The sequence below is a fragment of the Rhodococcus sp. BP22 genome (genome assembly GCF_014281965.1).
Lineage (GTDB): Bacteria > Actinomycetota > Actinomycetes > Mycobacteriales > Mycobacteriaceae > Rhodococcoides.
In genome coordinates this window covers 1-26,465 of sequence record NZ_JACFTB010000002.1, presented here as the reverse complement: position 1 = coordinate 26,465, position 26,465 = coordinate 1, and the positions used below count along the sequence as shown (strand labels likewise).

General features: G+C 62.5%; 25 protein-coding genes. 17 read left to right on the top strand and 8 right to left on the bottom strand.

What is annotated here, in order from left to right:
* Nucleotides 1-500 precede the first annotated feature (500 nt).
* The 5 genes from H2510_RS04565 (at nucleotide 501) to H2510_RS04545 (ending at nucleotide 6,566) form a co-directional block, all read left to right on the top strand.
* Nucleotides 501-2,063, top strand: a complete 1,563-nt coding sequence (locus tag H2510_RS04565; RefSeq protein ID WP_186627614.1) for an ABC transporter substrate-binding protein — start codon at nucleotides 501-503, stop codon at nucleotides 2,061-2,063.
* Nucleotides 2,064-2,158: 95 nt separating this feature from the next.
* Nucleotides 2,159-3,085, top strand: coding sequence for an ABC transporter permease (locus H2510_RS04560; protein ID WP_186627205.1), 927 nt, complete (start codon nucleotides 2,159-2,161; stop codon nucleotides 3,083-3,085).
* On the top strand, nucleotides 3,078-4,052 hold the full coding sequence (locus H2510_RS04555) for an ABC transporter permease (protein WP_186627204.1): 975 nt from the start codon (nucleotides 3,078-3,080) through the stop codon (nucleotides 4,050-4,052). The genes H2510_RS04560 and H2510_RS04555 overlap by 8 nt, the downstream gene beginning before the upstream one ends.
* On the top strand, nucleotides 4,049-5,749 hold the full coding sequence (locus H2510_RS04550; RefSeq protein ID WP_186627203.1) for an ABC transporter ATP-binding protein: 1,701 nt from the start codon (nucleotides 4,049-4,051) through the stop codon (nucleotides 5,747-5,749). The genes H2510_RS04555 and H2510_RS04550 overlap by 4 nt, the downstream gene beginning before the upstream one ends.
* A gap of 61 nt (nucleotides 5,750-5,810) precedes the next feature.
* The gene (locus H2510_RS04545) at nucleotides 5,811-6,566 is read left to right on the top strand and encodes an oxidoreductase (RefSeq protein ID WP_186627202.1); all 756 of its coding nucleotides are present in this window, start codon (nucleotides 5,811-5,813) and stop codon (nucleotides 6,564-6,566) included.
* A 378-nt stretch (nucleotides 6,567-6,944) separates the two neighbouring features.
* On the opposite strand, the gene H2510_RS04540 is transcribed toward H2510_RS04545, so the two are convergent.
* Nucleotides 6,945-7,778: an HAD-IB family hydrolase gene (locus H2510_RS04540; protein WP_186627201.1), complete on the bottom strand. Its 834-nt coding sequence runs from the start codon at nucleotides 7,776-7,778 to the stop codon at nucleotides 6,945-6,947.
* Between the two features lie 322 nt (nucleotides 7,779-8,100).
* On the opposite strand from H2510_RS04540, the gene ssd reads away from it, so the two are divergent.
* From ssd to H2510_RS04505, 7 genes are all read left to right on the top strand, one after another.
* Entirely contained in the window at nucleotides 8,101-9,228 is a 1,128-nt protein-coding gene (gene ssd, locus H2510_RS04535; RefSeq protein ID WP_186627200.1) for a septum site-determining protein Ssd, read from the top strand.
* On the top strand, nucleotides 9,225-10,406 hold the full coding sequence (locus H2510_RS04530; protein ID WP_186627199.1) for a TadA family conjugal transfer-associated ATPase: 1,182 nt from the start codon (nucleotides 9,225-9,227) through the stop codon (nucleotides 10,404-10,406). The genes ssd and H2510_RS04530 overlap by 4 nt, the downstream gene beginning before the upstream one ends.
* A 95-nt stretch (nucleotides 10,407-10,501) precedes the next feature.
* Entirely contained in the window at nucleotides 10,502-11,200 is a 699-nt protein-coding gene (locus tag H2510_RS04525) for a type ii secretion system integral membrane subunit (protein WP_315901244.1), read from the top strand.
* Nucleotides 11,200-11,772 carry a type II secretion system F family protein gene (locus H2510_RS04520; protein WP_186627613.1) on the top strand — a complete coding sequence of 191 codons (573 nt, stop codon included), beginning with the start codon at nucleotides 11,200-11,202 and terminating at the stop codon, nucleotides 11,770-11,772. Before H2510_RS04525 ends, H2510_RS04520 begins: the two co-directional genes overlap by 1 nt.
* Nucleotides 11,773-11,852: 80 nt before the next feature.
* The gene (locus H2510_RS04515; protein WP_186627197.1) at nucleotides 11,853-12,056 is read left to right on the top strand and encodes a DUF4244 domain-containing protein; all 204 of its coding nucleotides are present in this window, start codon (nucleotides 11,853-11,855) and stop codon (nucleotides 12,054-12,056) included.
* A gap of 20 nt (nucleotides 12,057-12,076) precedes the next feature.
* Entirely contained in the window at nucleotides 12,077-12,373 is a 297-nt protein-coding gene (locus H2510_RS04510; protein WP_315901274.1) for a TadE family type IV pilus minor pilin, read from the top strand.
* Complete coding sequence (locus H2510_RS04505) at nucleotides 12,370-12,717, top strand: Rv3654c family TadE-like protein (RefSeq protein ID WP_186627195.1); 348 nt, start codon at nucleotides 12,370-12,372, stop codon at nucleotides 12,715-12,717. Before H2510_RS04510 ends, H2510_RS04505 begins: the two co-directional genes overlap by 4 nt.
* A gap of 70 nt (nucleotides 12,718-12,787) precedes the next feature.
* Here the strand turns inward: H2510_RS04505 and H2510_RS04500 are convergent, their stop codons facing one another.
* The 4 genes from H2510_RS04500 to H2510_RS04485 all read right to left on the bottom strand — a co-directional run bounded on the left by H2510_RS04500 (nucleotide 12,788) and on the right by H2510_RS04485 (nucleotide 15,751).
* Nucleotides 12,788-13,171 (bottom strand): YbaB/EbfC family nucleoid-associated protein, encoded by a 384-nt coding sequence (locus H2510_RS04500; RefSeq protein ID WP_186627194.1) that lies wholly within the window; start codon nucleotides 13,169-13,171, stop codon nucleotides 12,788-12,790.
* On the bottom strand, nucleotides 13,168-13,632 hold the full coding sequence (locus tag H2510_RS04495; protein WP_315901243.1) for a hypothetical protein: 465 nt from the start codon (nucleotides 13,630-13,632) through the stop codon (nucleotides 13,168-13,170). The genes H2510_RS04500 and H2510_RS04495 overlap by 4 nt, the downstream gene beginning before the upstream one ends.
* 98 nt (nucleotides 13,633-13,730) lie before the next feature.
* Nucleotides 13,731-15,380 carry an alpha/beta hydrolase gene (locus tag H2510_RS04490; RefSeq protein WP_315901242.1) on the bottom strand — a complete coding sequence of 550 codons (1,650 nt, stop codon included), beginning with the start codon at nucleotides 15,378-15,380 and terminating at the stop codon, nucleotides 13,731-13,733.
* A gap of 71 nt (nucleotides 15,381-15,451) precedes the next feature.
* Complete coding sequence (locus tag H2510_RS04485) at nucleotides 15,452-15,751, bottom strand: UDP-glucose 4-epimerase (RefSeq protein WP_186627191.1); 300 nt, start codon at nucleotides 15,749-15,751, stop codon at nucleotides 15,452-15,454.
* A gap of 603 nt (nucleotides 15,752-16,354) precedes the next feature.
* On the opposite strand from H2510_RS04485, the gene H2510_RS04480 reads away from it, so the two are divergent.
* From H2510_RS04480 to H2510_RS04460, 5 genes are all read left to right on the top strand, one after another.
* Nucleotides 16,355-17,311 (top strand): ABC transporter permease, encoded by a 957-nt coding sequence (locus H2510_RS04480; protein ID WP_186627190.1) that lies wholly within the window; start codon nucleotides 16,355-16,357, stop codon nucleotides 17,309-17,311.
* Nucleotides 17,304-18,446 (top strand): ABC transporter permease, encoded by a 1,143-nt coding sequence (locus H2510_RS04475; RefSeq protein WP_261392745.1) that lies wholly within the window; start codon nucleotides 17,304-17,306, stop codon nucleotides 18,444-18,446. The genes H2510_RS04480 and H2510_RS04475 overlap by 8 nt, the downstream gene beginning before the upstream one ends.
* Before the next feature lie 66 nt (nucleotides 18,447-18,512).
* Entirely contained in the window at nucleotides 18,513-19,655 is a 1,143-nt protein-coding gene (locus tag H2510_RS04470) for an ABC transporter ATP-binding protein (RefSeq protein WP_186627189.1), read from the top strand.
* Nucleotides 19,655-20,641: an ABC transporter ATP-binding protein gene (locus H2510_RS04465; RefSeq protein ID WP_088943978.1), complete on the top strand. Its 987-nt coding sequence runs from the start codon at nucleotides 19,655-19,657 to the stop codon at nucleotides 20,639-20,641. Before H2510_RS04470 ends, H2510_RS04465 begins: the two co-directional genes overlap by 1 nt.
* Before the next feature lie 97 nt (nucleotides 20,642-20,738).
* Nucleotides 20,739-22,361: an ABC transporter substrate-binding protein gene (locus H2510_RS04460; RefSeq protein WP_261392744.1), complete on the top strand. Its 1,623-nt coding sequence runs from the start codon at nucleotides 20,739-20,741 to the stop codon at nucleotides 22,359-22,361.
* A gap of 596 nt (nucleotides 22,362-22,957) precedes the next feature.
* Here H2510_RS04460 and H2510_RS04455 read toward each other — a convergent pair.
* From H2510_RS04455 to H2510_RS20615, 3 genes are all read right to left on the bottom strand, one after another.
* The gene (locus H2510_RS04455) at nucleotides 22,958-24,559 is read right to left on the bottom strand and encodes an ABC transporter substrate-binding protein (RefSeq protein WP_315901241.1); all 1,602 of its coding nucleotides are present in this window, start codon (nucleotides 24,557-24,559) and stop codon (nucleotides 22,958-22,960) included.
* A 240-nt stretch (nucleotides 24,560-24,799) separates the two neighbouring features.
* Nucleotides 24,800-25,135, bottom strand: a complete 336-nt coding sequence (locus H2510_RS04450) for an ankyrin repeat domain-containing protein (RefSeq protein ID WP_186627187.1) — start codon at nucleotides 25,133-25,135, stop codon at nucleotides 24,800-24,802.
* Between the two features lie 683 nt (nucleotides 25,136-25,818).
* Nucleotides 25,819-26,031 (bottom strand): recombinase family protein, encoded by a 213-nt coding sequence (locus tag H2510_RS20615; protein ID WP_222438337.1) that lies wholly within the window; start codon nucleotides 26,029-26,031, stop codon nucleotides 25,819-25,821.
* Between the last annotated feature and the right edge of the window lie 434 nt (nucleotides 26,032-26,465).

Sequence of the window (26,465 nt, the reverse complement as noted above, 5' to 3'; positions counted from 1 at the left end):
TCGGGCAGCTACTTATGCCATCACGAACGAGCTGAACAGTCGCTCTGCAGCCTCCGCGCGAGCCCTTGTGAGGGTAGTCACATGTGAGCGCTGTCGCATCGTTGCATCCGCCTGCAACCCTCTGATCTGCGGTGATCGGTAGGTTTCGAGCGGTGGGCGGTACTGCACCCTGCACGATCGGAGAGGTTGACGGGAGATCGCTCTCACCTCGTGGGAATTCAGTTGCCGAAACGTTTCGAACATGTTGCGAGCCTGTGCGAGGGTCTCCAGTTTCTGGGGGAGTTCACAGGTTCGTTTCAGGGTGTGTCTAAAGTTTGGACCATTGGATCGTTGCTGCGGCGCCACAATGCCGTGGCTTGCGGTCGCCGCCCATGAATCCCCCGGGGCGTCGCGCCCGGAGGACGGACCACAGGAAACCTGTGGTCACACCTAGATGGAGGGTTATCTTGCGTGTCAAACGCATAGCAACCGTCGCTGTTGCGTCGGTTCTCGGGTTGTCCATGATCGCTGCGTGCAGCAGCGGATCCGACGGCGGCGGTGGTTCTGACAGCGCCGTCACGGTGAACGGCTCGGAGCCGCAGAACCCGCTGATTCCGACCAACACGAACGAGAACGGCGGCGGCCGAATCGTCGATCGTTTGTTCGCCGGACTGAAGTCGTACGACGCCGAAGGCAAGTCGACCAACGAGGTTGCCGAGTCCATCGATACGACGGACAACCTCAATTACGACATCAAGATCAAGCCCGACTGGACGTTCACGGACGGCACGCCGGTTACGGCAAAGTCGTTCGTCGATGCGTGGAACTACGGCGCACTGTCCAGTAATGCTCAGTTGCAGGGTTCGTTCTTCGAGCCGATCCTGGGCTACGACGAGGTTTCCGTCGAGAACCCGTCTGCGCAGACCATGTCGGGGCTGAAGGTTGTCAGCGACAATGAATTCACGGTCCAGCTCAAGGCTCCGACCATCGATTTCGAGACGCGTCTGGCGTTCACCCCGTTCTACCCGCTGCCCGAGGCAGCGTTCGCCGACATGAAGGCATTCGGCGAGAACCCCATCGGCAACGGACCGTACAAGTTCGCCAGCGACGGTGCGTGGCAGCACAACGTCCGGCTCGACCTCGTTCCGAACACCGACTACGAAGGCAACCGGGTGCCGAAGAACGACGGACTCGGCATTGTCTTCTACAGCTCGCTCGATACCGCCTACGCGGACCTACAAGGCGACAACCTCGACGTTCTCGACACCATCCCGTCGAGTGCATTGCCCACGTACGAGCAGGATCTGGGCGATCGGGCGATCAATGCACCGACTGCGCAGAACCAGACCGTCGCGATCCCCCTCAGGCTGGCTCACTTCGGTGGCGAGGAAGGTGTTCTGCGCCGCCAGGCGATCTCGATGGCCGTCAACCGCGATCAGATCACGGAGCAGATTTTCCAGGGAACCCGCGAACCACTGAAGGACTTCACAGCGAGCTCCCTGCCGGGCTACGACTCTTCGATCCCCGGGAACGACGTCTTGAGCTACAACCAGGAAAAGGCGAAGCAGTTGTGGGCGAAGGCCGATGCCATCGCCCCGTGGAGCGGCCAGTTTGCCATCGCCTACAACTCGGACGGTGGCCACCAGGAGTGGATCGACGCGGTGACCAACAGCATCCGCAACACCCTCGGCATCGACGCCATCGGCGCACCGCAGCCGACGTTCGCGCAGATCCGTACACAGATCACCGATCGGACCATCACAACCGCATTCCGGACCGGCTGGCAGGGTGACTACCCGTCGCTGCTCGAGTTCCTCGAGCCGATCTTCGTCACGGGTGCAGGTGCGAACGACACCGACTACGCGAATCCCGAGTTCGACGCCGCCCTGCGTGCTGCAGAGGCCGCAACGGACGTGGACGAGTCCTACAAGCTGACAAACGAGGCGCAAGAAATGTTGCTCCGCGATCTGCCGGTCATCCCGATGTGGGACTACATCTCCGCCGCCGGTCACTCGACGGCAGTGTCCGACGCAGCGATCACGTGGAACGGCTTGCCGGACTACGAGAACATCACCAAGGGCTGAGTAGCACAACATGACTGACATGCGAGGTCTACCTGCTCATCCATGAGCAGGTAGACCTCGCATTTTCACATTCGCACCCCACGGAAAGTGACCTGATGACCTGGTACATCGGGCGACGGATACTCCAGATGATCCCGGTGTTCATCGGAGCGACCCTGCTCATCTACGCGATGCTGTTTCTGCTCCCTGGAGATCCCATCGCAGCTCTCGGCGGTGACAAACCGCTCACCCCTGCTGTCGAGGCCGCGTTACGCGCGCGCTATCACCTCGACGAGCCATTCTTCGTGCAGTACCTCGAGTACCTCAAAGGCATTTTCACGCTTGATTTCGGAACCTCGTTCTCCGGACGACCGGTGTCCGAGGTCATGGCGCAAGCGTTTCCGGTCACCATCAAGCTCGCATTGATGGCGTTGGTCGTCGAGGCGGTGTTCGGTATCGGCTTCGGTGTGATCACCGGCATTCGCAAGGGCGGTTTGTTCGACGGTTCCATCCTCGTCGTCAGTCTCGTCATCATTGCGGTGCCGATTTTCGTCCTCGGTTTTCTCGGTCAGTTCTTCCTCGGAATCAAATGGGGAATCGCTCCGGTGACTGTCGGTGGCGATGCGACGTTCGGCAAGCTCCTGCTCCCCGCTTTCGTTCTCGGCCTCGTGTCGTTCGCGTACGTCTTGCGCCTTACGCGCTCCTCTATCGCGGAGAATCTCACCGCCGACCACGTTCGCACCGCTACGGCCAAGGGGCTGGGACGCAACCGCGTCATCACCGTTCACGTCCTACGCAATTCGCTCATTCCGGTCGTCACGTTTCTCGGTGCCGATCTAGGTGCGCTGATGGGTGGCGCCATCGTTACCGAGGGAATCTTCAACATCCCAGGCGTAGGCGGCACGTTGTATCAGGCCATTGTTCGTCAGGAGGCACCCACGGTCGTATCCTTCGTGACGGTGTTGATCGTCATCTACATCGTTGCGAACCTCGTCGTCGACCTTCTGTACGCCGTTCTCGACCCTAGGATTCGTTATGTCTGATCAGCGAGCCGCATCTGACGGCCTCGTGCTTCGTCCACGTCCGGCGCAAGGCTCCTTCGTCGCCGGGCCCACTGAGGTCGAGGTCGCTGTGGTCGATTCGGTCGACGACTCCGAGGCGCCTTCGGGTTTTTGGCGTGACGCGTGGGTCAACCTGCGCAAGAGCCCGCTGTTCATCATCTCGGGCTTGCTCATCGTGTTCATTCTTGTCGTCGTGGTCTTCCCTGGTTGGTTCACCAGTCAAGATCCGCGCTACTGCAACGGTGATTTCAGCATGGCCGGACGTAGCAGCGGGCACCCGTTCGGGTTCGATTTGCAGGGCTGCGATATCTACGCGCGCACCGTGTACGGCGCTCGCGCGTCGGTCCTAGTGGGTGTTGGAGCAACGCTTGCCGTGTTGCTCTTCGGTGGCATCCTCGGTGCTCTGGCCGGCTTCTACGGTGGCTGGCTCGACTCGTTGCTGTCGCGAGTCACGGACATCTTCTTCGGAATCCCTCTGATCCTGGGGGCGATCGTGCTGCTACAGGTCCTGCGTGATCGCAACGTCTGGGTCGTCATCGGCATCATTGCCATATTCGGCTGGCCTCAGATCGCGCGCATTACCCGCGGTTCGGTGCTCTCGGTCAGTGGCAACGATTTCGTGATGGCTGCAAAGGCTCTCGGCGTCAGCCGATTCAAAACCTTGCTACGGCACGTCATTCCGAACGCTTTGGGTCCGATCGTCGTCACCACGACAATTACGCTCGGTGTATTCGTGACACTCGAAGCAACGTTGTCATATCTAGGCGTCGGTCTGCCCGGAACGGTCGTCTCGTGGGGTGCCGACATCAGCACAGGACAGTCGCGGCTTCGTTCGGGTTCCCCGATTTTGTTCTATCCTGCAACGGCATTGGCGATCACGGTCCTGGCATTCATGATGATGGGCGATGCGCTACGTGATGCCCTCGACCCGAAGGCGAGGAAACGATGACTGAAAAGCCGCTGCTCGAAATCAAGAATCTTCAGGTCGGATTCAAATCCAAGTTCGGAATGGTACCCGCTGTCAAAGGCGTGAGTCTGGCTGTGTACCCCGGACAGACTGTCGCAATCGTAGGTGAATCCGGCTCCGGAAAGTCCACGACGGCTCATGCCATCATCGACCTTCTACCTGGCACCGGTCAGGTGACCGGCGGCGAGATCCTGTTCGACGGTCTCGACGTCACCAAGGCGTCGAAAAAGGAGATCGTGGCGCTTCGCGGCGATCAGATCGGACTGATCCCGCAGGACCCGATGTCGAACCTGAACCCGCTATGGAAGATCGGCTTTCAGATCGAAGAAACTTTGGCGGCCAATGGCATAGCCAAAGGTAAGGCGGCAAAGAAGCGGGCGATCGAACTGCTCGACGAGGCCGGGATGTCTGAGTCCGACAAGCGTGTGAATCAGTATCCACACGAGTTCTCCGGTGGCATGCGTCAGCGTGCGCTTATTGCGATCGGCCTTTCTTGTCGACCGAAACTACTGATAGCGGACGAGCCGACATCGGCATTGGATGTGACCGTTCAGCGTCAGATCCTGGATCATCTCGAGGGACTGACGAAGGAACTCGGCACTGCGGTTCTGCTCATCACCCATGACCTAGGGTTGGCCGCTGAGCGTGCCGAGCATCTCGTCGTGATGTATCGGGGCAATGTTGTCGAATCCGGTCCCGCACGGCAGATTCTGCAAAATCCGCAGCACGAGTACACGCAACGTCTGGTGGCGTCGGCGCCGTCTCTGGCATCGCGCCGGCTCGAATCGGTGAAGGCGCGCGCAAAGGTCAAGGACAGTGCGACCGAACACGCCTTCGAGTTGGCCGAGCAGCAGGACGATTCGCTTACCGAAAACGTCACCAAAAATGTGGTGGTGGCTGAAGGGCTCACGAAAGCATTCAAGATCCGCGGCGGGGCACCGTGGAAGTCGACGGACTTCATTGCAGTGAAGGATGTTTCGTTCGAAGTGCAGCGCGGGACGACGACTGCGATAGTCGGTGAGTCGGGTTCGGGCAAGTCGACTGTTGCGCAAATGGTGCTGGGGCTACTCGAACCGACAACTGGCACAGTCAAGTTCGACGGGCAGGACGTAGGGGCGCTGGATCGCAAAGAGGCGTTCGCATTCCGGCGTCGTGTACAGCCGATCTTCCAGAACCCCTATGGGTCGCTGGATCCGATGTACTCGATCTACCGCACTATCGAGGAGCCGTTGCGGACCCACAAGGTCGGCAGCAAGAAGGAACGCGAGGCTCGGGTCCGTGACCTGTTGGACAAGGTGGCGTTACCGGCTTCGGTCATGCGCCGATTCCCGAACGAGCTTTCCGGTGGGCAACGTCAACGCGTAGCTATCGCGCGCGCGCTGGCTCTCTCGCCAGAGATGGTGATCTGCGACGAGGCAGTCTCGGCTCTCGACGTTCTCGTGCAGGCGCAGATTCTGTCCTTGCTGAACGATCTACAGGCAGAGCTCGGTCTGACATACCTCTTCATCACGCACGACCTTGCCGTGGTGCGGCAGATCGCCGACGACGTGCTCGTCATGCGATCGGGAGAGATCGTCGAGGCAGCCACGACCGACGAGGTGTTCGACAACCCGCAGCAGGAGTACACACAGCGACTGCTCGCCGCCATCCCCGGCGGTTCGGTTCAGCTCGGCGTATAGCGATCGGCTGGGGCAGTCCGGCGAGTCTGCTCCCGGCCGCGAGGGGGTACCGTCGCCTATCGTGACGGACCCTCTCGCCCCGCTGCTCGAACTCCCCGGTGTCATCGACGCCGCCGAACGAGCCCGCGACGCACTCGGAGCAGTACATCGGCACAAGACGAACCGTCGGGGCTGGCCTGCCACGGCGGCCGAAGCCGCAGTGCGTGCAGCTCGATCGTCGTCCGCCCTCGAAGGTGGATCGATGGACTTCCCGCGCGAAGGTGAAGACGGCGACCCGATTCTGGCCGGTGCCTTGCGGGTAGGTGCGGCGCTCGACGGGGATGCGCTGTCCATCATGCTCTCGACGTGGAAGAGCGCGCCGCTTCAGGCGCTCGCTCGACTCCACCTACTGGCCGCAGCAGACCTGGTCGAGGATAAGTCCGCACTAGGACGGCCACGTTCGGACGACGGGATCGGTGAGCGTCTTGACTTCCTGGCCCAACTGGTAACCGGTGGATCCTCCGCGCCGGCGCCGGTCATCGCGGCGATCGTGCACGGTGAGCTGTTGACATTGAAGCCGTTCGAGTCGGCCGATGGTGTCGTCGCCCGGGCAGCGTCTCGGCTCGTGGCCGCATCTTCGGGTTTGGACCCACATAATCTCGGAGTACCCGAAGTGAGTTGGCTGCGCCGATCGCAGGCCTACCGAGACGGAGCGGCAGGGTTCGCTTCCGGTACTGCCACCGGTGTCGGCAGCTGGGTCATCCTCTGCTGCGGTGCACTCGAGGCCGGGGCGATGGAAGCGACGTCGATCGCTGAGGCTGCAGGCTCCGACAAGTAACCACCTGCCTGTGCCGACGCATTAAAAGGGCGGCGCCGCCGACCTGAGTCGACTTCGCCGCCCGTTAGCACGGACTGCCGGGTTACCAAGCGTGCATTGGTGGGCTGTCACGATCACGAGGATCGCATGGCCTCGGCGATGGTCCGGTGAGGTAGGAGGTCATCCCTGCAACCGGTGCAGGGTTCTTGCTGCTACATCCCGAATCTCGCAGACCCACAGCGCTTTTGCCATGTCAGCGGCGAGCTCAGCGTGGGTGCCTGGTGTCCGTGCTGGGAATCGCGGTTGGGAGAGGGAACCTTCTCTTCCGGTTCGATCTTGGCCTTCCGTTCTTCCGTAAGTCCTTTGTACCCCGTGACGGCGCTCACAGCAAGGGGTGCGTCACGGTTTTCTTCTCAGCAACCCGTAGGTAACCGTCCCGGCCAGCAGCGCACTGAAAAAGACTGCGGCACTTGCCGCCACGGTTGTACCCGATGGTGCTTGAATGCGTGATCGAAGTGAGACCGGATTGGAAAAAGTCAGAATCGGCCAGCCGAGCGATGCTGCCTCCTTGCGGAGCGCACGATCGGGATTGACGGCAGTCGGATTGCCGACGGCATGAAGCATGGGGAGGTCTGTGATCGAGTCCGAATACGCGAAACACCTTGACAGGTCATAATTTCGGGACTCGGCGAGTACGTTCATCGCTTCGACCTTGCCCTCACCGTAGCAGTAGAAGGCGACGGTTCCGTTGTATCGGCCGTTCTCGACCTCCATCTGCGTGGCGGTACTGATGTCTGCGCCGAGTGCTTCGGCGATCGGACCGACGATCTCTTCACCGGATGCCGAGACGATCACGATGTCGTGTCCGCGGAGTTTGTGATCTGCGATCAAGTCCGCGGCTTCGGCGAAAACCAGCGGATCCACTATGTCGTGCAACGTTTCTGCAACGATCGACCGAATTTGTTCGACGTCCCAGCCGGCGGACATTGCGGCGATATGTGCGCGCATTCGTTCCATTTGGTCGTGATCGGCTCCGGATAACAGGAACAAGAATTGTGCATAGCTACTTTTGAGTACGGCTCGCCTGTTTATCAGCCCCTGATCGAAGAATGGTTTGCTAAAGGCGAGGGTGCTCGACTTGGCGATGATCGTCTTGTCCAGGTCGAAGAATGCGGCGATATTTCTGCCTGGACGAGGGGATTCGGCGTTGTCGATGCCGGCGCTGGTGGTCACGGACTTCACAATAGAGCGTCGATACTTCTGGGCGATTTCCCGGTTTATCTCACTGTGTAAGAACGAATGTTGAACTTGCAAACACCGTCGTCGCCAGGTGTAGTATCGACCTGTCCGGATTCGTCCGGGCAAGTTCAGCCCGACCCCCCGGGGCTGAACTCGACGACCCTCGCCTCCTCCCCCCTGGCGAGGGTCGTCCTCGTTTCAGGGGATGGTCGCGAATTGGTACGGGTGTACAGAATTGCATCCACACCCTCCGAGTTGTCCACATTCGGTATGAACACTGTTTTCTCCGAGCGCATTTCGCTGCAGGCTCGCACCCATGGAATTCCAGGACAAGTCGCCGACTCGGCGCCCGATCGTGCTGTCCACCGGCGACCCCGTGCTGCGCGACGAAGTACTCAGGATCGCCGCAGCGGCCGAATGCACTGTGCTGGAAAGGAACTTACCAGTCGGTATTGCCGGTCCGGGAACTCCACCGAGCAGGATCGAGTGGGATGAAGCCGACGCGATACTCCTCGACATCGACCACGCACGCGAGGCCTCGTCTCGGAGACTGCCCCGTCGCGACGCGATTTTCGTGTTGGGCCGAGGAGACCCCGGCGTCGAGCAATGGCGTGCTGCCACGGCCGTCGGAGCATCACACGTCCTGGGACTTCCGCAAGACGAAGCGACGTTGATCGGGCTCCTCGGACGAGAACACGACCGGACCGAGGGCGACGGCGGAGTCATCACTGTCGTCGGTGGCAGAGGGGGTGCTGGAACGTCGACGCTCGCGGTGGCGTTGGCACTGTCGGCGTCCGCTGCAGGATCTCGAACGCTGTTGGTCGACGGCGACAGCTACGGTCCAGGACTCGATCTCCTGCTCGGCTGGGAGGAACAGCCGGGCCTGCGATGGCCCGGACTCGTCGTCGAGGCAGGTCGGATTTCCGGTGACGCCCTACATAGTGCGTTGCCGTCGAGTGGTTCGTTGGCAGTCCTGTCGGCCGGCCGAGCGGACTCGTTATCTTCGGGCCTGGATGTGACGGCATGTGCCGCGGTGGTCGATGCCGGACGCCGATCCGGAGATCTGGTCGTGTGCGACGTTCCACGACACCCCGGTCCGCACACCGACGTCTTCCACGACGCCGCGGACCTGGTGGTGTTGGTCGTTCCCGCCGAGATCGGAGCCGTCGCGGGCGCAGAGAACCTTCTCGGCTACCTCCGCGGCCGCAATTCGAATGTCGGACTCGTCGTGCGAGGACCCGCGCCCGGGGGATTGCGCGGCACCGACATCGCCGACGCCCTCCGGTTGCCCCTGCTGGCCACGATGCGACCCGAGCCAGGCCTGGCGCAGCGCATCGAACGTGGAGGGCTCGGCCTCGGACGTCGATCGCCTCTCACCGATGCCACCGAGTCGATTCTCGCGACTTTCGCGCGCAAGCCGGCACCGAGGCGGTGGGCGGCATGAGCGCCGTCGTCACGCCGGAGTTGTTGGACCGCGTTCGCGACAGGCTCGTCCACACGACAGGTGAACCGACGCCCGCGTTGGTCGCTGCAGCCATCAGAATCGAAGCGGGCGGGGTCCTGAGCGATACCGATCTCTTGGCGGCGCTCCGTGTCCTGCAGACCGAGTTGACCGGTGCCGGGCCGCTGGAGACTCTGCTACTCGATGCCAGCGTCGCCGACGTTCTGGTCACGGCACCGGACGAAGTATGGGTCGACCGCGGCGCGGGACTCGAGCGCGCCGACATCCGTTTCGCCGACGAGGCCGCGGTACGACGCCTCGCGCAGCGACTGGCACTGTCCGCCGGCAGACGGCTCGACGACGCCCAACCGTGGGTCGACGGGCAGCTACCCGGAGTGGGCGACGGCACTTTCGGTGTCCGACTGCATGCGGTGCTGTCGCCCGTCGCGCGAGGCGGTACCTGTCTGTCGCTGCGCGTGTTGCGCCCGACCACCCAGGGGCTCGCAGCCTTGGCGGACCGTGGAGCACTCGAGCCGAGTGCTCTCGCTCTGGTGAAGCGGATCATCGAGGCGCGCTTGGCATTTCTGGTCATCGGCGGCACCGGCGCAGGAAAGACTACGTTACTGGCTGCCATGCTGGGCGAGGTCGCGCGCAGCGAGCGCATCGTGTGCGTCGAGGATGCTGCAGAGTTGGCGCCGTCGCATCCGCACGTCGTTCGAATGGTTGCTCGGGCGCCCAACGTCGAGGGCGTCGGCGAGGTCACCGTTCGGCAGCTTGTTCGTCAAGCGCTGCGGATGCGGCCGGACCGGCTCGTTGTCGGAGAGGTCCGCGGTGCAGAGGTCGTCGACCTGCTCACCGCGCTCAACACCGGTCACGACGGCGGAGCGGGCACGATTCACGCCAACTCTCCCGCCGAGGTTCCCGCGCGCCTGGAAGCTCTTGCCGCACTGGGTGGTTTGGATCGTGCGGCTCTGCACAGTCAACTCGCGGCCGCGGTACAGGTGGTCCTGCATGTGCATCGCTCGTTCGATGGTCGGCGTCGGTTGCGGGAAATTGCCGTGGTCGTTCCCGATGATTCCGGTCGTGTGCAGATGGTGTCCGCGTGGAGTGTGGACGGCGGTGTGCACCGTGGCCGAGAACGGCTGGATGCACTCCTCGAACAACGGTTGGCGCGGTTGTGACCGTGCTGGGTGTTCTCTTCTGTGCGGCAGCACTTATGGTGCTACCGCGCCCACGAGTGCGAGTGCCTTCGTTGCTGATTGGCAAAGCTGCCCGTGTGGATCGAACACGCTCTCGGGCACTGGGTCTCGCGTCGACACTAGCGATGGGACTCGTCCTTGCCGTGGTGGCGGGTGGCCTGCATGCGCTCTGCGCAGCCATTGTCGTCGGCGCAACGGTGGCCCGCCGGAGGAAGAAGGCTCAACGGCGCAGATCGCATCGCAGAGAACTCGACTCGCTCATCGCTGGACTCGACGTCGTCATCGGTGAGCTCCGAGTCGGCTCACATCCGGCGCTGGCCTGTGCGAGTGCTGCTGCCGATTGCAGTGGAAGCGTGGCTCAAGCGTTCGGAACCGCAGCTGGGCGTGCGCGTCTGGGTGGTGATGCGAGTGCGGGCTTGCTTGTCGAGGATTCGCCGGTCCGCGTGGAACTTTCGCGACTGTCCGCAGCCTGGGACATCGCGGACACCCGCGGATTGGGACTTGCCGACCTGCTCGGCGCAGCGCGGCAGGACCTTTTGGGCAGGAGTCGATTTCGCGATCGAACCGAGGCGGGTCTGGCGGGTGCCCGTGCGACGGGAACGGTGTTGTCGGGTCTGCCGGTCCTCGGGGTCATCCTTGGTCAATTCATGGGGGCGTCCCCGATCGGTGTGCTGTTCGGCGGCGGCCTGGGCGGAGTCCTTCTGGTGCTCGGCTCGATGTTGGCGTGCGCCGGGCTGATGTGGACCGATGCGATCACCGAAAAGGTGTGCCGGTGATGTGGGTGGCGGCGGTGTGCGCGGCGGCATCTCTCGTCGTGATCCCAACAGCTCCCTCGTACGTCTCTCGTATCGCGTCCAAGGAGCCTCTGGAGGAGAAGAGCGGAGACGGCACCGACAGCGCCGATCCGCATTCGGTTGCGACCACGTTCGATCTGTTGGCTGCATGCTTGCGCGGCGGGCTTCCGGTGGGTATCGCAGCAGCCGCAGTTTCCGAGTCGACGAACGAGCCCTTCGCCCGGGCATTGCGGACCACCGCAGACCTACTCGCGCTGGGCGCGGACCCCGCTGCCGCGTGGGAGCCAGTAGCAGCCAGGCCCGACATCGAGTCGCTGGCGCGAATGGCGCGGCGATCGGCGAGATCGGGAGCGTCGTTGGCGCAGGGCATTTCCGAGCTTGCCGAGGCGCAGCGTGCACAGACCGAGGATTCCTCGGCAGCCGCGGCCGAACGTGCAGGGGTGTTGATCAGTGGGCCGCTCGGCCTGTGCTTTCTACCGGCGTTCGTGTGCCTCGGGATCGTTCCCGTCGTCATCGGACTCGCCGGGAACGTACTGGGTGGGGGACTGCTGTGAGCACCCAAGGATCGCTGTGACGAGACACAGAGAATTCCGAGGCGGAACCGCCGTCTCGGAGGTCGAGGGAGGGAATGGGCATGGTGCACAGGATGGTTCGAGAGTTTCAGACGAGATTGATCTTGGCCGCGGCAGGCGACGATGGAATGTCGACGGCGGAGTACGCAATTGGCACGATCGCCGCTGCGGCGTTCGGAGCGATTCTCTACACAGTGGTGACGGGCGATTCGATCGTGAACTCGTTGACCGGAATCATCGACCGGGCCCTCAAGACAGCTGTGTAGCCGACGATGGCGCCGTGACGGTGGAGGCGGCTATTGCCATCGCGTCCATCGTCGCGGTCGTCGTGACCTGTATTGGAGCGATACTTGCTGTGTCGATGCATGTCCGGTGTGTTGATGCGGCGCGGGAGGCAGCGCGATTGGCGGCCAGGGGTGATGCGGTATCGGTCGCCCAGGCGGTGGCGCCGGAAGGGGCGCAGATCACCGTCACCGAGCACGACGGATTCGTGACAGCTCGAGTGCAGTCCAATACTCCGTTGCCGGGTCTGACGGTCGGTGCCGAAGCGGTCGCCGCGATCGAACCGGACGCTGTGGAATGACGGTGTCCAGCGAGGAAGGCAGTGTGACGGTTCTTGCTGCAGCTGCACTGGCCGCATTGCTGGTGCTCGTGGTGGCAATCGTTCACGTCGGCGCGGCGGTCGGTGCCCGGCATCAGGCACAGTCGGCTGCGGACCTGTCTGCTCTCGCGGCAGCAGGGGAGTTGAGCGGAGGCGTCGGGGATGCGTGTGCGGCGGCGCGAGAGATCGTAGGCCGCTCGAAGGGCGAGGTGACGGACTGCGTCGTGGAAGGCTGGGATGTCGTGGTCACCGTGACGATCACCCTGCCGCTCGGGCGATTCGGGATCGCCGACGCGGTCGCGTCGGCGCGGGCGGGGCCGGCGTGAAGGTACGTGCGACACGGCCTCGCGTCAGGCGTCAGGGAATGGCCCGTTGGATTCACGAGAGCAGCTCTCGTTACCACTTGTCGTAGATGGACTTTCGGTCATCGGTCTGGTTGTTGTCGGCATGGTGCGACGGTCGTTTCGCCGCTACTCGATCCACAATTCTGGCCACGCGATAGTCTTCGGTGAGTTCCCGCCGGACTTCCGCTGCCGCAGCTTCCGCGTCGGCCAGTGCTTCGCTGTGGGTGCGGGCGATCGCTGCTGCGGTGGCATCCGGACTGGTCCGCGAGAACCATTGTGAAACAACCATCTTGGTGATTCGACCATCGATGGAGACTTCGATCGTCACGTCGCCGTCACTCGATGTGGCCCTACCTCGTATCTTCAGCAGGGATCGATGAACTCGAGCGGCTTTGACCGTGAGTTCTTCGACGTCCGCGTCGGACCGGCTGGTCATCGTTGTTCGATCACCAGCGGAGCAGCAGCGCGCGGAGGGGTCCGCCCGGGCTCGATCTCGAAGCACGGCGACACCCCCACTACGCTCAGAGCTTCGGGCGTGCCGAGCTCGGCAGCAATTCGATACCCATCCGGCGTCGTTGCTCTCGCCGACTTCCCACCGTCTTTGCTGTCGTCGTCGACTGTCCAGCCCCACTCACCCCAGCTGGCCAACAGTAGGTCCAGATTGTCTCGATGCGCCCCGTCACCGACCGCCCAGTAACCGGCACTGAATTGATGCGGCCCGTCGACGATGGTGTTGTCGTCGTAGCAGGGTCCGAATCCTCCTGTGGGGAGACTCGACTGAGGATAAGTCGGATTCTCGACATCGAACCGCGTCCCGGTCGGCAATACCGAGAGCGAGCGCCCCAGCACTTCGACGGTTCGATTCTGTGCTTGCTCCTGCGTCAGTGCGCTATCCACGTCATCTGCTCCGTTCTGCGAGCACCCGACTGTGAGAAGAACACAGGTCAGTACGGTCGCGAGGGATGTTCTGGGATTGGCTCGGACGGTCCGAACAGTCATTCTCTATTTCCTGTATTCGTAATGATCTCTGCCATTGATCGCAGCGAAGGTGTGCCTGGCTCGAAGTAGCCACTGTGCGAGGCGAAGTCGAGTCCGACATCACCGAGTACCGGTACGTTGATCGAGTTGTTGCCCGGCGCGCTCTCGAAGACAGTCGCTCCGAATACGTCCCCGGTCGGATCTGCGCCGTGGGCTACTTCCGGCGCTATCACCCCGATCCACGTCACCGGGTCGGCAGGGGCAGCGGTGGCGAACACGTGATCGACCATCTGATCTGGAGCTACCCCGTCGAGCGCAAGCTCGCCGACCCTGGTGACCCCTACTCCGGGGCTCCCTGCGAACACGGCTCTGTCGACATCGAGCGAGCCGGCTTCGCTCATCGCGTGGCCGACGACAGTGCTGCCGTAGCTGTGACCGATGACGGTGTTGTGCGAGGCAGGGCCGTCGTGCGCGGCGCGCAGACCGTCCTGGAAACTGTCCAGCCTGGGAGCCCCGGCGTCGGCGTACGTTGTGCGCGCGGCGTCGGCAAGGTCCGGCGGAGCGTCGTACCCCATCCACATGACCACCGAGTTTTTGCTTCCCGGCGACACTTTATTGGCCTCGATCAGTATGTGGTCGGCCCGCGTCATGTCCCCGCCCATCTTCGACAACTCGGTGCCCGTCCCCGGAACATACGTCGCAACGTTGTGCGCGGTGTCCGGATTGTTGAGCGCGATCACGCCTCGGCCCTGGTCATCGATATTCATCAAGAATGTCGGAACTCTGCCGTCGCCTTCGAGCTGGTTGCGCACTTCGTGAAGACCCGCCACCGCACCGGACGCCTCCTCGCGTTCGTCCGTCCAGCTCTCCCAGTCTTTGCGAATAGCCTGCTGTTCGTCGTCGAGAAGGCCTTCGGTCGGCGGCACGTTCTCACCTCTGGCCCAATCAGGATGACGAGCTTCGATAGCGGCGAGATCATTTTCCGCTGCCGCAGTGATCGGTACCAGCAAGTCCTCGTTCAGGCGCGTCTTGTCTACCGCCGGCAATCCGTCCCGGTTTCCGATAGTGGGGTCCCAGGCCGCTACACCGTCTTTCTCGGCCGGCGTCAAGCCGTCCCAGAACTGAGCGAGCTCTCGAGGATCATCCGGTAGAAAAGCATTGCCGTCGAGTATGTCTCGGACACGGTCGCTGTAGTCGTCCGGCGCACCGGGCGAGTCGGAGATGTCTGCAACGGCATCGATCGCGCGCTGCAGCGAGCCCGCACACATTCGGTCGACGTCGGCTGCACTGTTCAACAGACCTCGCACTGTGGCCTCGTGGCCGCGCGCTTGTTCATCGAAACTGGTTTGCAACAACAGGTCTGTGACGATGTCACCGGTCGAGCAGATGGGGGCGGTTACCGAACCCGCATCGGCGACTGCGAATCCGCCGGCAGTCGCAGCATCGACTGCGGCAAGCGTCGACGTCCGCACCTCGGTCAGTTGCCCTGCCGCTTTGCCGAACTCGTCTGCTTCATCGTCTACAGCGGTGACGAGATGGGTCGCGGCCAGCCGATCAGCCAAAGATCGAGCAGATGCGGCTGTTGCCACGTCCCCTTCCCACTGGCTCAGTCCATCCCTCGTGGCTCGGCCGACGGCGCTGACCAAGTCGTCGAATTCTGCGTTCACCGCTGCAAGACTGGAGGCGACATCGATTAGTGCAATCGGATTCCATCCGCGAACCTGCGAGACCGTCGCACTCATCGACGATCGGCGTTCAGACGCATGAGCTGATCACGAAAAGCTCGGTCGGTGTCTTCGTAGCTGTCCGCCGAGACCAACGATGCGGACGACATTTCTCGAATGTGTACCGACACTCCGCGATAGGCGGCGAGGGTCGGAATCGCAGCGGACCTGGCAACAGCGCCGAACGCCGAGTTGGGCATCGCATCGGCCGCGGCCGCAATGGGAGCTACCGGATCCAACGACCCCACCGAATCGGCGGTAGCTGTCAGCGCCATTCCCAATGCCCGCAGTGCGTCGAGATCGACTTTCAACATCGGCATTCCCCCCGGCAAGTCCCGTCGCGCCCTCCCCAGGGCCGCGTCAGCGTAGCAGTACGAACGCTCTCGTCAGGGCTATCGGTACAGAGCCGTCCAGTTCATTGGCGTCGCTCCGTGGCGGGGGAACTAGTGGGGTCGAAGGCACTACGACCACCGGCCACCACGATCAGACCCGGTTGCGCGGCTGCCAAAAGATGACTACTCGAGGAAGGCCCTGGGATAGTCGATGATCGGCCACGCTCAGTTCCACTGACAGAGTCCCTGCCAACACGGGCAAAAACCTGGCGATGAATGCTTTCGGTGGCCGGATGACGCCTTCGTTATGTTCCTGGCGACGACCGCTGGCTTGACTCGGTTCCCCTCGTGACCTAACCGATCGTGGGCAGTCTCGAACAGTGAGACTGAGCCTTCGTGATGTGTGACAGCAGTCATAATGAGACGCACGGAACAGTGAATGCTGTCGTTCCACGGCTCGGCGCTGTACCAACTCGGTGCCGGCGAATACCCACCCAAGACTTTGTGGCCGCAAGCGCGGCCAGCTGAGCAAACGTATCGAAGTGAGGATGAACGGATGAACAGAGAAAGGGGGCAACGCCAGCAATGACCAAGGTTGTGTTCAAAAAAATTGGCGAGCTGATTGCTGTGCTGTTCGTCGTCAGCCTCGGCACGTTCGGACTTGTGTCGCTGATACCCGGTGACCCGTCGGTGGCGGCACTAGGCGAGGGTCGTACCCCTGAGGAGTACGCCCAGGCGCGTCTCGATATGGGCTTGGACGATCCGTTCTTGAGCCGCTACTGGGATTGGCTCTCGTCCGCTCTGCAGGGCGATCTGGGCCGTTCGCTGGTTCCGCCGCAGTCGGACGTGATGGAGCGCATCGTCGCAGCGCTGCCGGTGAGTGTGCAGTTGGCTGTCATGGGGATGGTTATCGCACTGGTGGTATCGATTCCGTTGGCAATGTGGTCCGCGCGCCACAGCGGCGGCCTTGTCGACCGTGTCATCAGTGCAACCACATTCGGCGTCTTGTCGATCCCATCGTTCCTGTCCGGCCTGCTGCTGATCATGCTGTTCGTCAACACCCTCGGCTGGTTCCCGCGCTCCCAGTGGGTGCGTGTGTCCGAGGGGGGACTTTCCGACAACCTGTACCACGCGATCCTGCCGGCGGTCACGATCAGCCTCCTGGAAATGGCGATGTTCCTGCGCATCTTGCGCAGCGACCTGATCACGACCCTGCAAGAGAACTTCATCCTGGTATCCAAGGCGAAGGGCACCTCGAACCTGAGGTTGCTGATCTCCGATGCGTTCCGTCCCTCCTCGTTCTCCCTGATCACGATGCTCGGCCTGGTGCTGGGCTCGATGATCGGCTCCACCGTCATCATCGAGACGCTGTTCTCGCTGCCGGGGATGGGTTCGCTGATCGTGCGCGCCGCCCAGCAGGGCGATATGCCGATGGTGCAGGGAGCGGTACTGGTGATCGCGTTCATCTACGTGGTGGCTAACGGCATCATCGATATCTCCTATGGATACCTCGACCCGAGGAGCCGACGAGCCCATGTCTAATATCTCCCACCCCGACCTCAACGACCCCGATCAGGCCATCCCCGCGATGGCACAGGGCGCCGCGGTGATCGTCACCGATCCGGTCGTGAAGGACCCCGCTGTCGCGGCCGCCGCCGACGGCAAGGACGGACGTCGAAACCTGTACGTACGCGGCGGAATTCTGCTGGCGATCGGCGTGATCGCGTTCGGTTTCGCGCTGGGCGCGGGCCCGGTCGTGATGGCTGTGCGCATCGTGGTCGGCATCATCGGCCTGATGGGTATCTACATGGGCGTCCGTCGGATCGGGCTGGCCCGTTTCGGCCCGGACTTCGATCTGACGTTCGTGATCTCGTGCGTGTGGCTGGCATTGATCATCGGCGTAGCAATCATCGCGCCGCTGTTGCCGTTTGCTGAGCACCAGGACACCAGCAAGACTCTCGGATCCAAGGGCTACGCCCCGCCGGATCTGTTCTCCAGCCACCCGCTGGGGACGAACAACTTCGGCCTGGACCTGCTTGCGAGGTCCATTTACGGTGCACGGTCCTCGCTCGTGGTCGCGGTCGGCGCTGTGCTGATCGGCATCATCATCGGGGGCGCGATCGGCATCCTCGCCGGCTACTTCGGCGGGAAAGTCGACTCGATCGTCGGGATCTTGACGAACTCGCTGCTCGCAGTACCCGCATTGATCCTGCTGATCGCGTTGGCGTCGGTGCTCAAACCGAACCTGCGCAACATCGCGATGGCACTGGCGGTGCTTGCGGTGCCGTCGATGATTCGAATAGCGCGGGCGAACACGTTGACATTCGCTCAACGTGAATTCGTCCTCGCGGCCCGCGCGATGGGCGCAAGCCGCTGGCGGGTGATGGTGCGCGAGCTGGCGCCGAACGTGGCGCTGCCGCTGGCCTCGCTCGGCATGGTGATGATCTCGGTGATGATTGTCGCCGAGGCATCGCTGAGCTTCTTGGGCCTCGGCATCCAGCCGCCGATCCCGACGTGGGGAAACATGATCGCCGAGGGCCAGGGCGGGGTGTTCGAGAAGCACGCGTTCGTCGTACTGGTCCCGGGCATGTTCCTGTTTTTGACAGTGTTCTCGTTCAACATTGTCGGCGAAAAGGCGCAGAAGGCCACCGGCGGCTCACGCAAGGCAAAGCTGTGACGGCGAGAGCGGACAGTGTCCGTATCGCCTCAGTCCTGGCCCTACATGGCAAGCGGGAGTTCACCGATGAATAAGCACGAAAAGCCTGGCACGGATGCTGCGACGGCAGTCGCCGAAACGCCAGACCATGCGGCGGCGGGACCGCTGCTGACAGTGGAGAATGTGTCCACGCACTTTCGCACCAAGCGGGGCCAGTTGCGCGCCGTCGACCGTGTGAGCTTGACCCTCGCTGCGGGCGAGACCCTGGGCCTGGTTGGCGAGTCCGGTTCCGGAAAATCGGTGCTCGGGCAGACCATCATGGGACTGGTCTCCAACGGTGGTGCGACCACCGTCGCCGGCGAGATTCGGTTCCAGGGCCGCGACATGCAGGCGCTTACCCGCAAGGAACAGCAGGGTCTGTGGGGCAAGGACATCGCGATGGTGTTCCAGGACCCGATGACGGCGCTCAACCCGTTCAAGCACATCGGCACGCACCTTACCGAGTCGATCCGAGCCCATCTGGGCCTGGACAAGAAGCAGGCCCGAGAGCGGGCGATCGAGTTGCTGCGTAAGGTGCGAATCCCCGAGCCGACTCGACGGGTGGACCAATACCCACATGAGCTCTCGGGAGGTATGCGCCAGCGTGTAGTCATTGCGATGGCGCTAGCGTGCGACCCCATCCTGACCATCGCGGACGAGCCGACGACGGCGCTCGATGTGACGGTGCAAAAGCAAATCCTCGAGTTGCTCGACTCGCTCCGCAAGGAAACGGGGATGGCGGGGATTTTGATCAGCCACGACCTGGGCGTCGTCGCAGGCCAGACGGACCGCGTCGCCGTAATGTACGCAGGCCGAATAGTGGAGACCGCGCCAACACGGCAGTTGTTCGCGCAGCCGCGTCATCCGTACACCGAGGCGCTGCTGTCGGCGATCCCGCGAATCGAGGATGCTCCGCACACGGTCCTCGAGGCCATCGAAGGCGGGTTGCCGGATATGACGAAGCCAGTTGAGGGGTGTTCATTCGCGACTCGCTGCCGGTACGCACAGGAGAAGTGTCTTACGGTGCCGCCCGAACTGGTCGCCACTGCAGACTCTGCCGCGGCGGTGCATCCGCACGAGGCCGCATGTCACTTCCCCGTCGGCACAGCCGAGGGTGCAGCGGCGTTGGCCGCCAACGAGAAGGCCGGGCGCACCGCGGCCGGACGCAAGCTGGACTTGGAGACTGTGTAATGGCTGGCAGCGGTACCGCACACATGCGCGAAGACGAGAAGCGGGTCTTGACCGTCGAGAACCTCTTGGTGGAATTCCCCGCAGGCAAACAGACCGTGCACGCGGTCTCCGGCATCAGCTTCGACCTCGTCCCAGGGGAGACACTGGGCATCGTCGGGGAGTCGGGCTGCGGGAAGTCCACCGCCGGGCGCGCGGTCCTACAGTTGCCCAAGCCCACGTCCGGCACCGTGACGCTCGATGACATGGTCCTCGGTGACATGTCCGCGTCGAGTCTGCGGATCACCCGCAACCAGATGCAGATGATCATGCAGGACCCGATCTCATCGCTGAACCCGCGCCGCAAGGTCAAGCATCTTGTCACCGAGGGACCTCGCATCTGGGGGACCAAGAACAAGGCCAAGCTCGAAGCCATGACCCGTGAGCTGCTCAGCGCAGTGGGCCTGGATCCGGATGCGGTGATGGAGAAGACGGCGGGCGAACTGTCGGGCGGCCAATGCCAGCGTGTGTGTATCGCACGCGCTTTGATGCTCCGGCCGAAGCTGCTGATCTGTGACGAGCCGGTCTCGAGCCTCGACGTGTCGGTGCAGGCACAGATCTTGAACCTTCTGGAGAAAACCAAGAAGGAATTCGAGTTCTCGATGATCTTCATCGCCCACAACATGGCCGTGGTGAAGAACATCAGCGACCGCATCATGGTGATGTACCTCGGTAAGGTCTGCGAGGTCGCGCCGACCGACGATGTTCAGAACACCGGGATGCATCCCTACACCCGACTGCTGCTCGACTCGATTCCGGATCCGAACCGATCGCGGGATGGGGAGGACGAGATCGAGATCATCGAGGGCGACCTGCCCTCCCCTCTGAACCCACCGTCGGGTTGCCGTTTTCGGACCCGTTGTCCACTCGCGACCGAGCAGTGCGCAGCCGAAGAGCCACTGTTACGGGAGGTCGGCAAGGACCACTTCGTGGCCTGCCACAACGTGTAGTCCCAGCTTTTTCCTGCCCCCTCGCGGCGAACTGTCCCAGAGGGTCGTTGTCTGACGTTCTCATCCGTCGAACTGCACGCACATACAAGGAACCCACATGATTTCCATGTTTAATGGACAGCGGACGATCGGTCGCTCCAGTCGTATTGCCGTCGCGCTGGTCGGAGCAGGCGTTGTACTTGCAGCGTGCTCGGGCGGGGCCAACGATAGTGGCACCGATTCCGGCAGCAACACCTATGAGACCGGCCTGGTGAACATGCAATCCGAAGGTGGCGATCCGGTCACCGGCGGCACCCTCACCTATGGTGTACAACTTCTCACTCCGACGCTGGACCCACTCCGAGCCACAGCCCGCGGCGGCCAGGGCGGCGAGGCGCTCGCTGCCATATACGACGTGCTCATGAAATACGACATCGAGTCCGGGGAGTTCTCACCCCAGCTCGCCGAATCATTGGAAAGCACAGACGACACGACATGGACTCTGCGTCTACGTGAGGGAGTGCGCTTCAGCGACGGCACGCCGTTGGATGCTGCAGCGGTCGTCGCGAGTATCGAGCGCTACAACGCCGGCGGCGGCAATGGTGCAGATCTATGGAAGCAGTCGGTGAAATCGACCGAGGCGCAAGACAGTTCGACCGTCATCTTCCGTCTCACAAATCCATGGCCCAGGTTTCCGTCGATGCTGGCGTTGGGCCACGGCATGATCGTCGCCCCAGGTGCACAGCAAGGTGAGAAGTTCACTCCGGTTGGGGCAGGCCCCTTCACCGAGGCAGGTTTTCTCCCCGGAGAGGAACGCACGTTCACCGCGAACCCCGACTACTACGGCGGGCCACCGAATTTGGCCAGTCTGCGCATGGTGGCGTTGAACGGCCCACAAGAGAACTTCGAGTCACTGGAAGCGGGCCAACTCGACGTTGCCTACATTCGCGGCCTGGGATCGGCAATCAACGCTGCGAAAGATGCCGGCTACCCCGGATTCGTCGACGTCCTCAATGCCGGCGGAGCCGAGCTGATCAACAACCGCGAAGGTCGTCCAGGCACAGACGTGCGGGTACGACAAGCGATCTCGCATGCCATTGACCCCGACCTCATCGACCAGCGCGCTGAAGAAGGCCAGGGCCTTCCCGGATCCGAGTTGTTCGGACAGACGTCGCAATGGCATACCGACGTTGCCGGCCCTGTCTACGATCCGGCCAAGGCCACCGAGTTGCTGAACCAGGCAAAGGCCGACGGCTATGACGGACGTCTGAAGTACACCGTTCTCAACGAGCCCAAGGATCAAGCGATCGGCCTTGCGGTGCAGTCGTTGCTGCAAGCCGTCGGTTTTACAGTGGACATCGTCTACGCCAACAACGCTGGGGATCTACTGAACAGCGTCTATGTCAAACATGAATTCGATCTGGCTCATGCCGGGATCGGTCTGTACGAGTCGATTCCAGACGCGGGTCTGCAGTCCGTCCTCTCCAGCACATCGTTGAGGAATACAACCGGGTATGCGAATCCGGAGATGGACGGCTTGTTGAAGGAGCTCCAGGCGGCCCCCGACGATGATGCTGCGCGCGATGTGATCGCTCGAGTCCAGAGCCTCTGGAACGACACTGTGCCATCGGTACCCATCAGCGGGCTTGCCGCGTTTTGGGCGTGGCAGAAGGACGTGCACGAAGTCGTGCCCACTGCCACTGGCATCATGCTGTTCGACAAAGCATGGGTCGAGTCCTGAACGTGCACAGGCAGGTTGGAAATCCAGAAAAAGGTGAGCGCGCCAACGAGGTGTAGTTCCCGCGATGGTTGTGGATGATGTGACGAAGGTGAGGGCCTCTCGGTGTCGGTGTGCGTACCACGCACCCTGATAACCGAGAGGCCCTCGCTGTTTGTCGCTGATGTCCGGCCCGCGGCGAAGAGACGGGCCGCCCGCAACAGGACCAGCCGCCCGCAACGTATCTCCTACCACCTGCGTCTGCCGCGCCACCCCGACTGCTGTGGAACCCGCGGACTCGGGCGCCGACAAGGACGAAGGAACCGTTTCGGCTGGGTTGCATTCATGCACCATGCCGCAGGCGCCCACTCTCGGCAGGCGTACTCGGAGAATCTTCCCGGCGAGCACACACCAGATCATGTTGTCGCTCTGGGCTATTCGACGAGACGCTCAGTCCGTGACGTGAAGCAAGAAGACCGGCCCGCCTACGCCGTCGAACAGTGGAGACAGCAGACTGCCCGGTGCGACAACTAGCGTTGACGTACCGGGCAGTCGGCCTTCTATATGCAGTTTTCTAGGTCATGCCACCTCGCCGTTGAGATGACATGGGCGAGCGGTTATTACTCGACCCAGGCCTTGTCCAGAAGCACCATTGCGTCCAGGCTGGGTACTGCGCCGTGAACGTTGTCGGTCCACGCCAGGAAGTTGGCACCGGAGGCAAGGGCCAGGAACGGAACGTTCTCGTTGACCTCTACCTGTAGGTTGCTCAACGCCTCGAGCTTCGCCTCGTCATTGGTTGCGGTTTGGACACTGGTGACGATCTCGTCCATCTTCGGGTCGCTGACGCCGCCGATGTTGTTCGTCGACGTGGAGTTCAACGCACCGTACAAGCGCTGGAACGGCGCGTTGTCCTGGATGCTGAGCGCACCGGTGGCGATGTCGAAGTCCTTGTCGATGTACAGGCGTTTGACGATGTCCGTGACCGATGCCGCGTACTCGATGTTGACGTTGATACCGATCGGTGCCAACATCGCCTGGATTGTCAGTGCAGTGGCCTGGGCCGCCTGTGTCTGAGGGGTGAAGTAGGTCATGTCACCGCTGAAGCCGTCTGCCTTCGCGGCCTCGACGAGAGTCTTGGCCTCTTCGGTATTCATCTCCACGGGTGCAATGTCGTTGTGCCACTTGGACCAAGGCTGGAAGATCTCGGTGCCGGGCATTCCCTTGCCGCCACGTGCACGCTGATCGATTGCCACGGGGTCGACGGCCAGCTGCATCGCCTTACGTACTCGCACGTCCGCGGCGGGACGGCCTTCACGCTGGTTGATACTGACCACCGAGGAGAGACTGTTCGTCTCGTAGTAGCCCGGAAGGTTGGCCGAAGCCTCGTCGACAACTGCGGCGTCGCGCAGGTATGCCATGTTGATGCCGCCCGAGTTGAGGGCGTCGACCTTGGGCTGCTCGTCGCTGATCGTGACGAACTTCAGTGTGTCCAGGTGCGGCTTGCCGTTGAAGTAGTCCGGCCGGGCCTTCATCACAACGTCTGCGCCGGGAGTCAGGCTCTCCAACGTGAAAGCGCCTGCGCCGATTGGCTTGAACGAGCCGTCAGGCTGATCCGAACTGGGGGCCACGACCATGCCGTGGCCGTAGACGAGCAGCGAGGGGAACTCGGACCACGGCTGATTCATGGTGTACACCACGGTGGAGTCGTTGGTGGCCTCCATGGACTTGACACCGGCGGTGAACGCTTGACTGCCGCCGCCGCGTCGTTCATTGAAGCGATTGGTACTGGCGACTACTGCGGCGGCATTGAGTGGCGTGCCGTCGCTGAAGGTGACGCCGTCGCGCAACTCGAGGGTCCACGTCGTGAAGTCGTCGCTCGAGGTGAGTGATTTCGCCAACTGGGGCTCGTAGGTGTCGGATTCGGAATCGTAGCGAACGAGGAGATCGTAGATCGCTGCCATCTCGGTGCCACCGGTTGCGCCAGTGGGCTGCGTCTTGGTCGGATCGAGGCTGGCTACGGGTGAATACCCGGCATAGCTCAACGTGCCGCCCTCCACGGGCGTGCCGCCTTCGGTCTGGTCGCCGATCACGCCGACAGCGCCGGGGTCGGTCTGTGGGCCGGAACTGCTACCACCACCGCTCGCACAGCCCGCCAACAGTAGGCCGCTGGCTAAGACGGCGACGGCTACCGTGCCGCGCCGGCGTTGCCTTGAAAGTGTCACCTGAGAACCTCCTGGATTGTGTCGAGACGAACGGTCTCGGTGGGAACATGTTGCGCTCGCCATAGGCGAACCACCATATGACCTAAATCACGGTAATCAGACCACAGTCTCTCTCACTGGGATTGCGCCATTCGAAAATCAGCAGGAGGCACGCCCGGGATGGCGGACGCGAGCCGACGGGTCAGCTGTACAACCAGGAGAAAGATGCCCCTGGGCTCGATCATTCTTCCCGCTGATGTCTCACAGGGTGTCCGCGAATTCGGCGATCAGGTCTTCGTTTCCTTGCTGACCGAGGAAGGTGTCACGTACGACGTCGACGATGCTCCTTGTGCCGAAGTAGCTCCTGATCGTTTCCCTTGTAGGGTCTGCGCCACGTTTGTGGAGTAGACGAATGAAGTCGATCGCTACGCCCGGCTCGCGCTTCTTGCGGGCGAAGATGGCGAAGTACAGTGCGTCCTCGGTGTCACGGCTATCGACACCCATCCCTGACTCGATCAGGGTCCTGGCCTCGCCGAGTCGGCCGTTAGCTGCGGCGTAATGCAACGCGGTCCGTCCGAATTCGTCGCGGTATGCCATCACTTTCCTCTCGGAGGTGGCTTCGGTTGCTGTACTTGCCTTCGACTGCACACTTCGTTGGATCACTGTTCACGACGTCGTCGAACCCGGCCTCACGGCTCGGAGTGGGCGGCAATCGAGTCCGTCGCAGGCAAGCTCGCGATAGGTAGGGCCCAGACGCTCCTCAACTGGGTCTGAAAGGTGCAGGCCAATTCGGGGCAACGCCCCGGCGTGACCTCCGACGCTGCTGCCGAGTTGCGCCAGTGGCGGGCTGGGAATCGAGAACTCGAGTGGCCAACGAGGTCCTGAAGTCTGCATCGACCTTCTTCGCGGCGGAGCTCGACCGCCAACGCAAGTGACCGTCGAGTACATCGACAGCCACATGGAGAAGTTCGGCGTCGAACCGATCTGCAGAGCACTCACCGAGCACGGCTGCAAGGTCTCGTCGAGCACCTACTAGGGGTCCCGGTAGTAATCGCCGAAAATTCAACGATGTTCGGAATGTCGCCCGGTAGAAAGTGATTCGGCGGTTCCGTTCGAACCGTCGCGCAGGGGTTAGTCCGCTGTGCCGGGGTCGAGGTGGCGGTAGATGGTCTTGCGGGAGACGCCGAAAGTTTCGCCGATCTGGGCGACGGTGTACTTGCGCTTACCGCGTTGGTCGCGTTCGTCATACATCTCCCGGGCCTTGAGCGCCTGCAACTGGGTCAGCGCGGGGGTCGGCCACCGACGCGCCCGCGCGCCCGCGCGGATTCCAGGCCTTCGAGGGTGCCTTCGCTGATCAGGTCGGCGGTCATCTCGTCCATGGCGGCGATGACGTGGAACAGGAACCGCCCGGCCGGGGTGGTGGTGTCGATGCCTTGTTTGAGCACGATCGGGTCGATGCCGCGCTCGTCGAGTACGGCGGCGAGTTCGGTCATGTGCCGCACCGACGGAAGGGGCGCGAGAGCCGGGTGATCACCAGTTCGTCGCCGCGGCGCAGATGGTGAAGCATTTGTCCCATTCCGGGCGGCGGGCGAGTTTGCCCGATGCATTGTCCACCCAGATCTGTTCGTACCCAGCGGCATTGAGTGCGTCGAGCTAGGAGTCGTCCTTCTGCCCGCGCGTGGATACCCGCGCATACCCGAACCGAGCCATGCGGCGAACTGTCCCATAAAGGGCCGACAGGTCCGGTTGCGTCGCATCGATTCCGCACACGGGTTGTGTCCCATGTCTGTAGGTCGTCGACCTGGGGATTTCGGCGAGCACCAGGAGGGCCGCTACTGGGTCGAAAACGTTCGTTTACGACCCATGCGATCGCCCATAGCGGAGTGAACGCCTCGTCGCTCAACTGTCACGGCGGGTGAGGCGTATA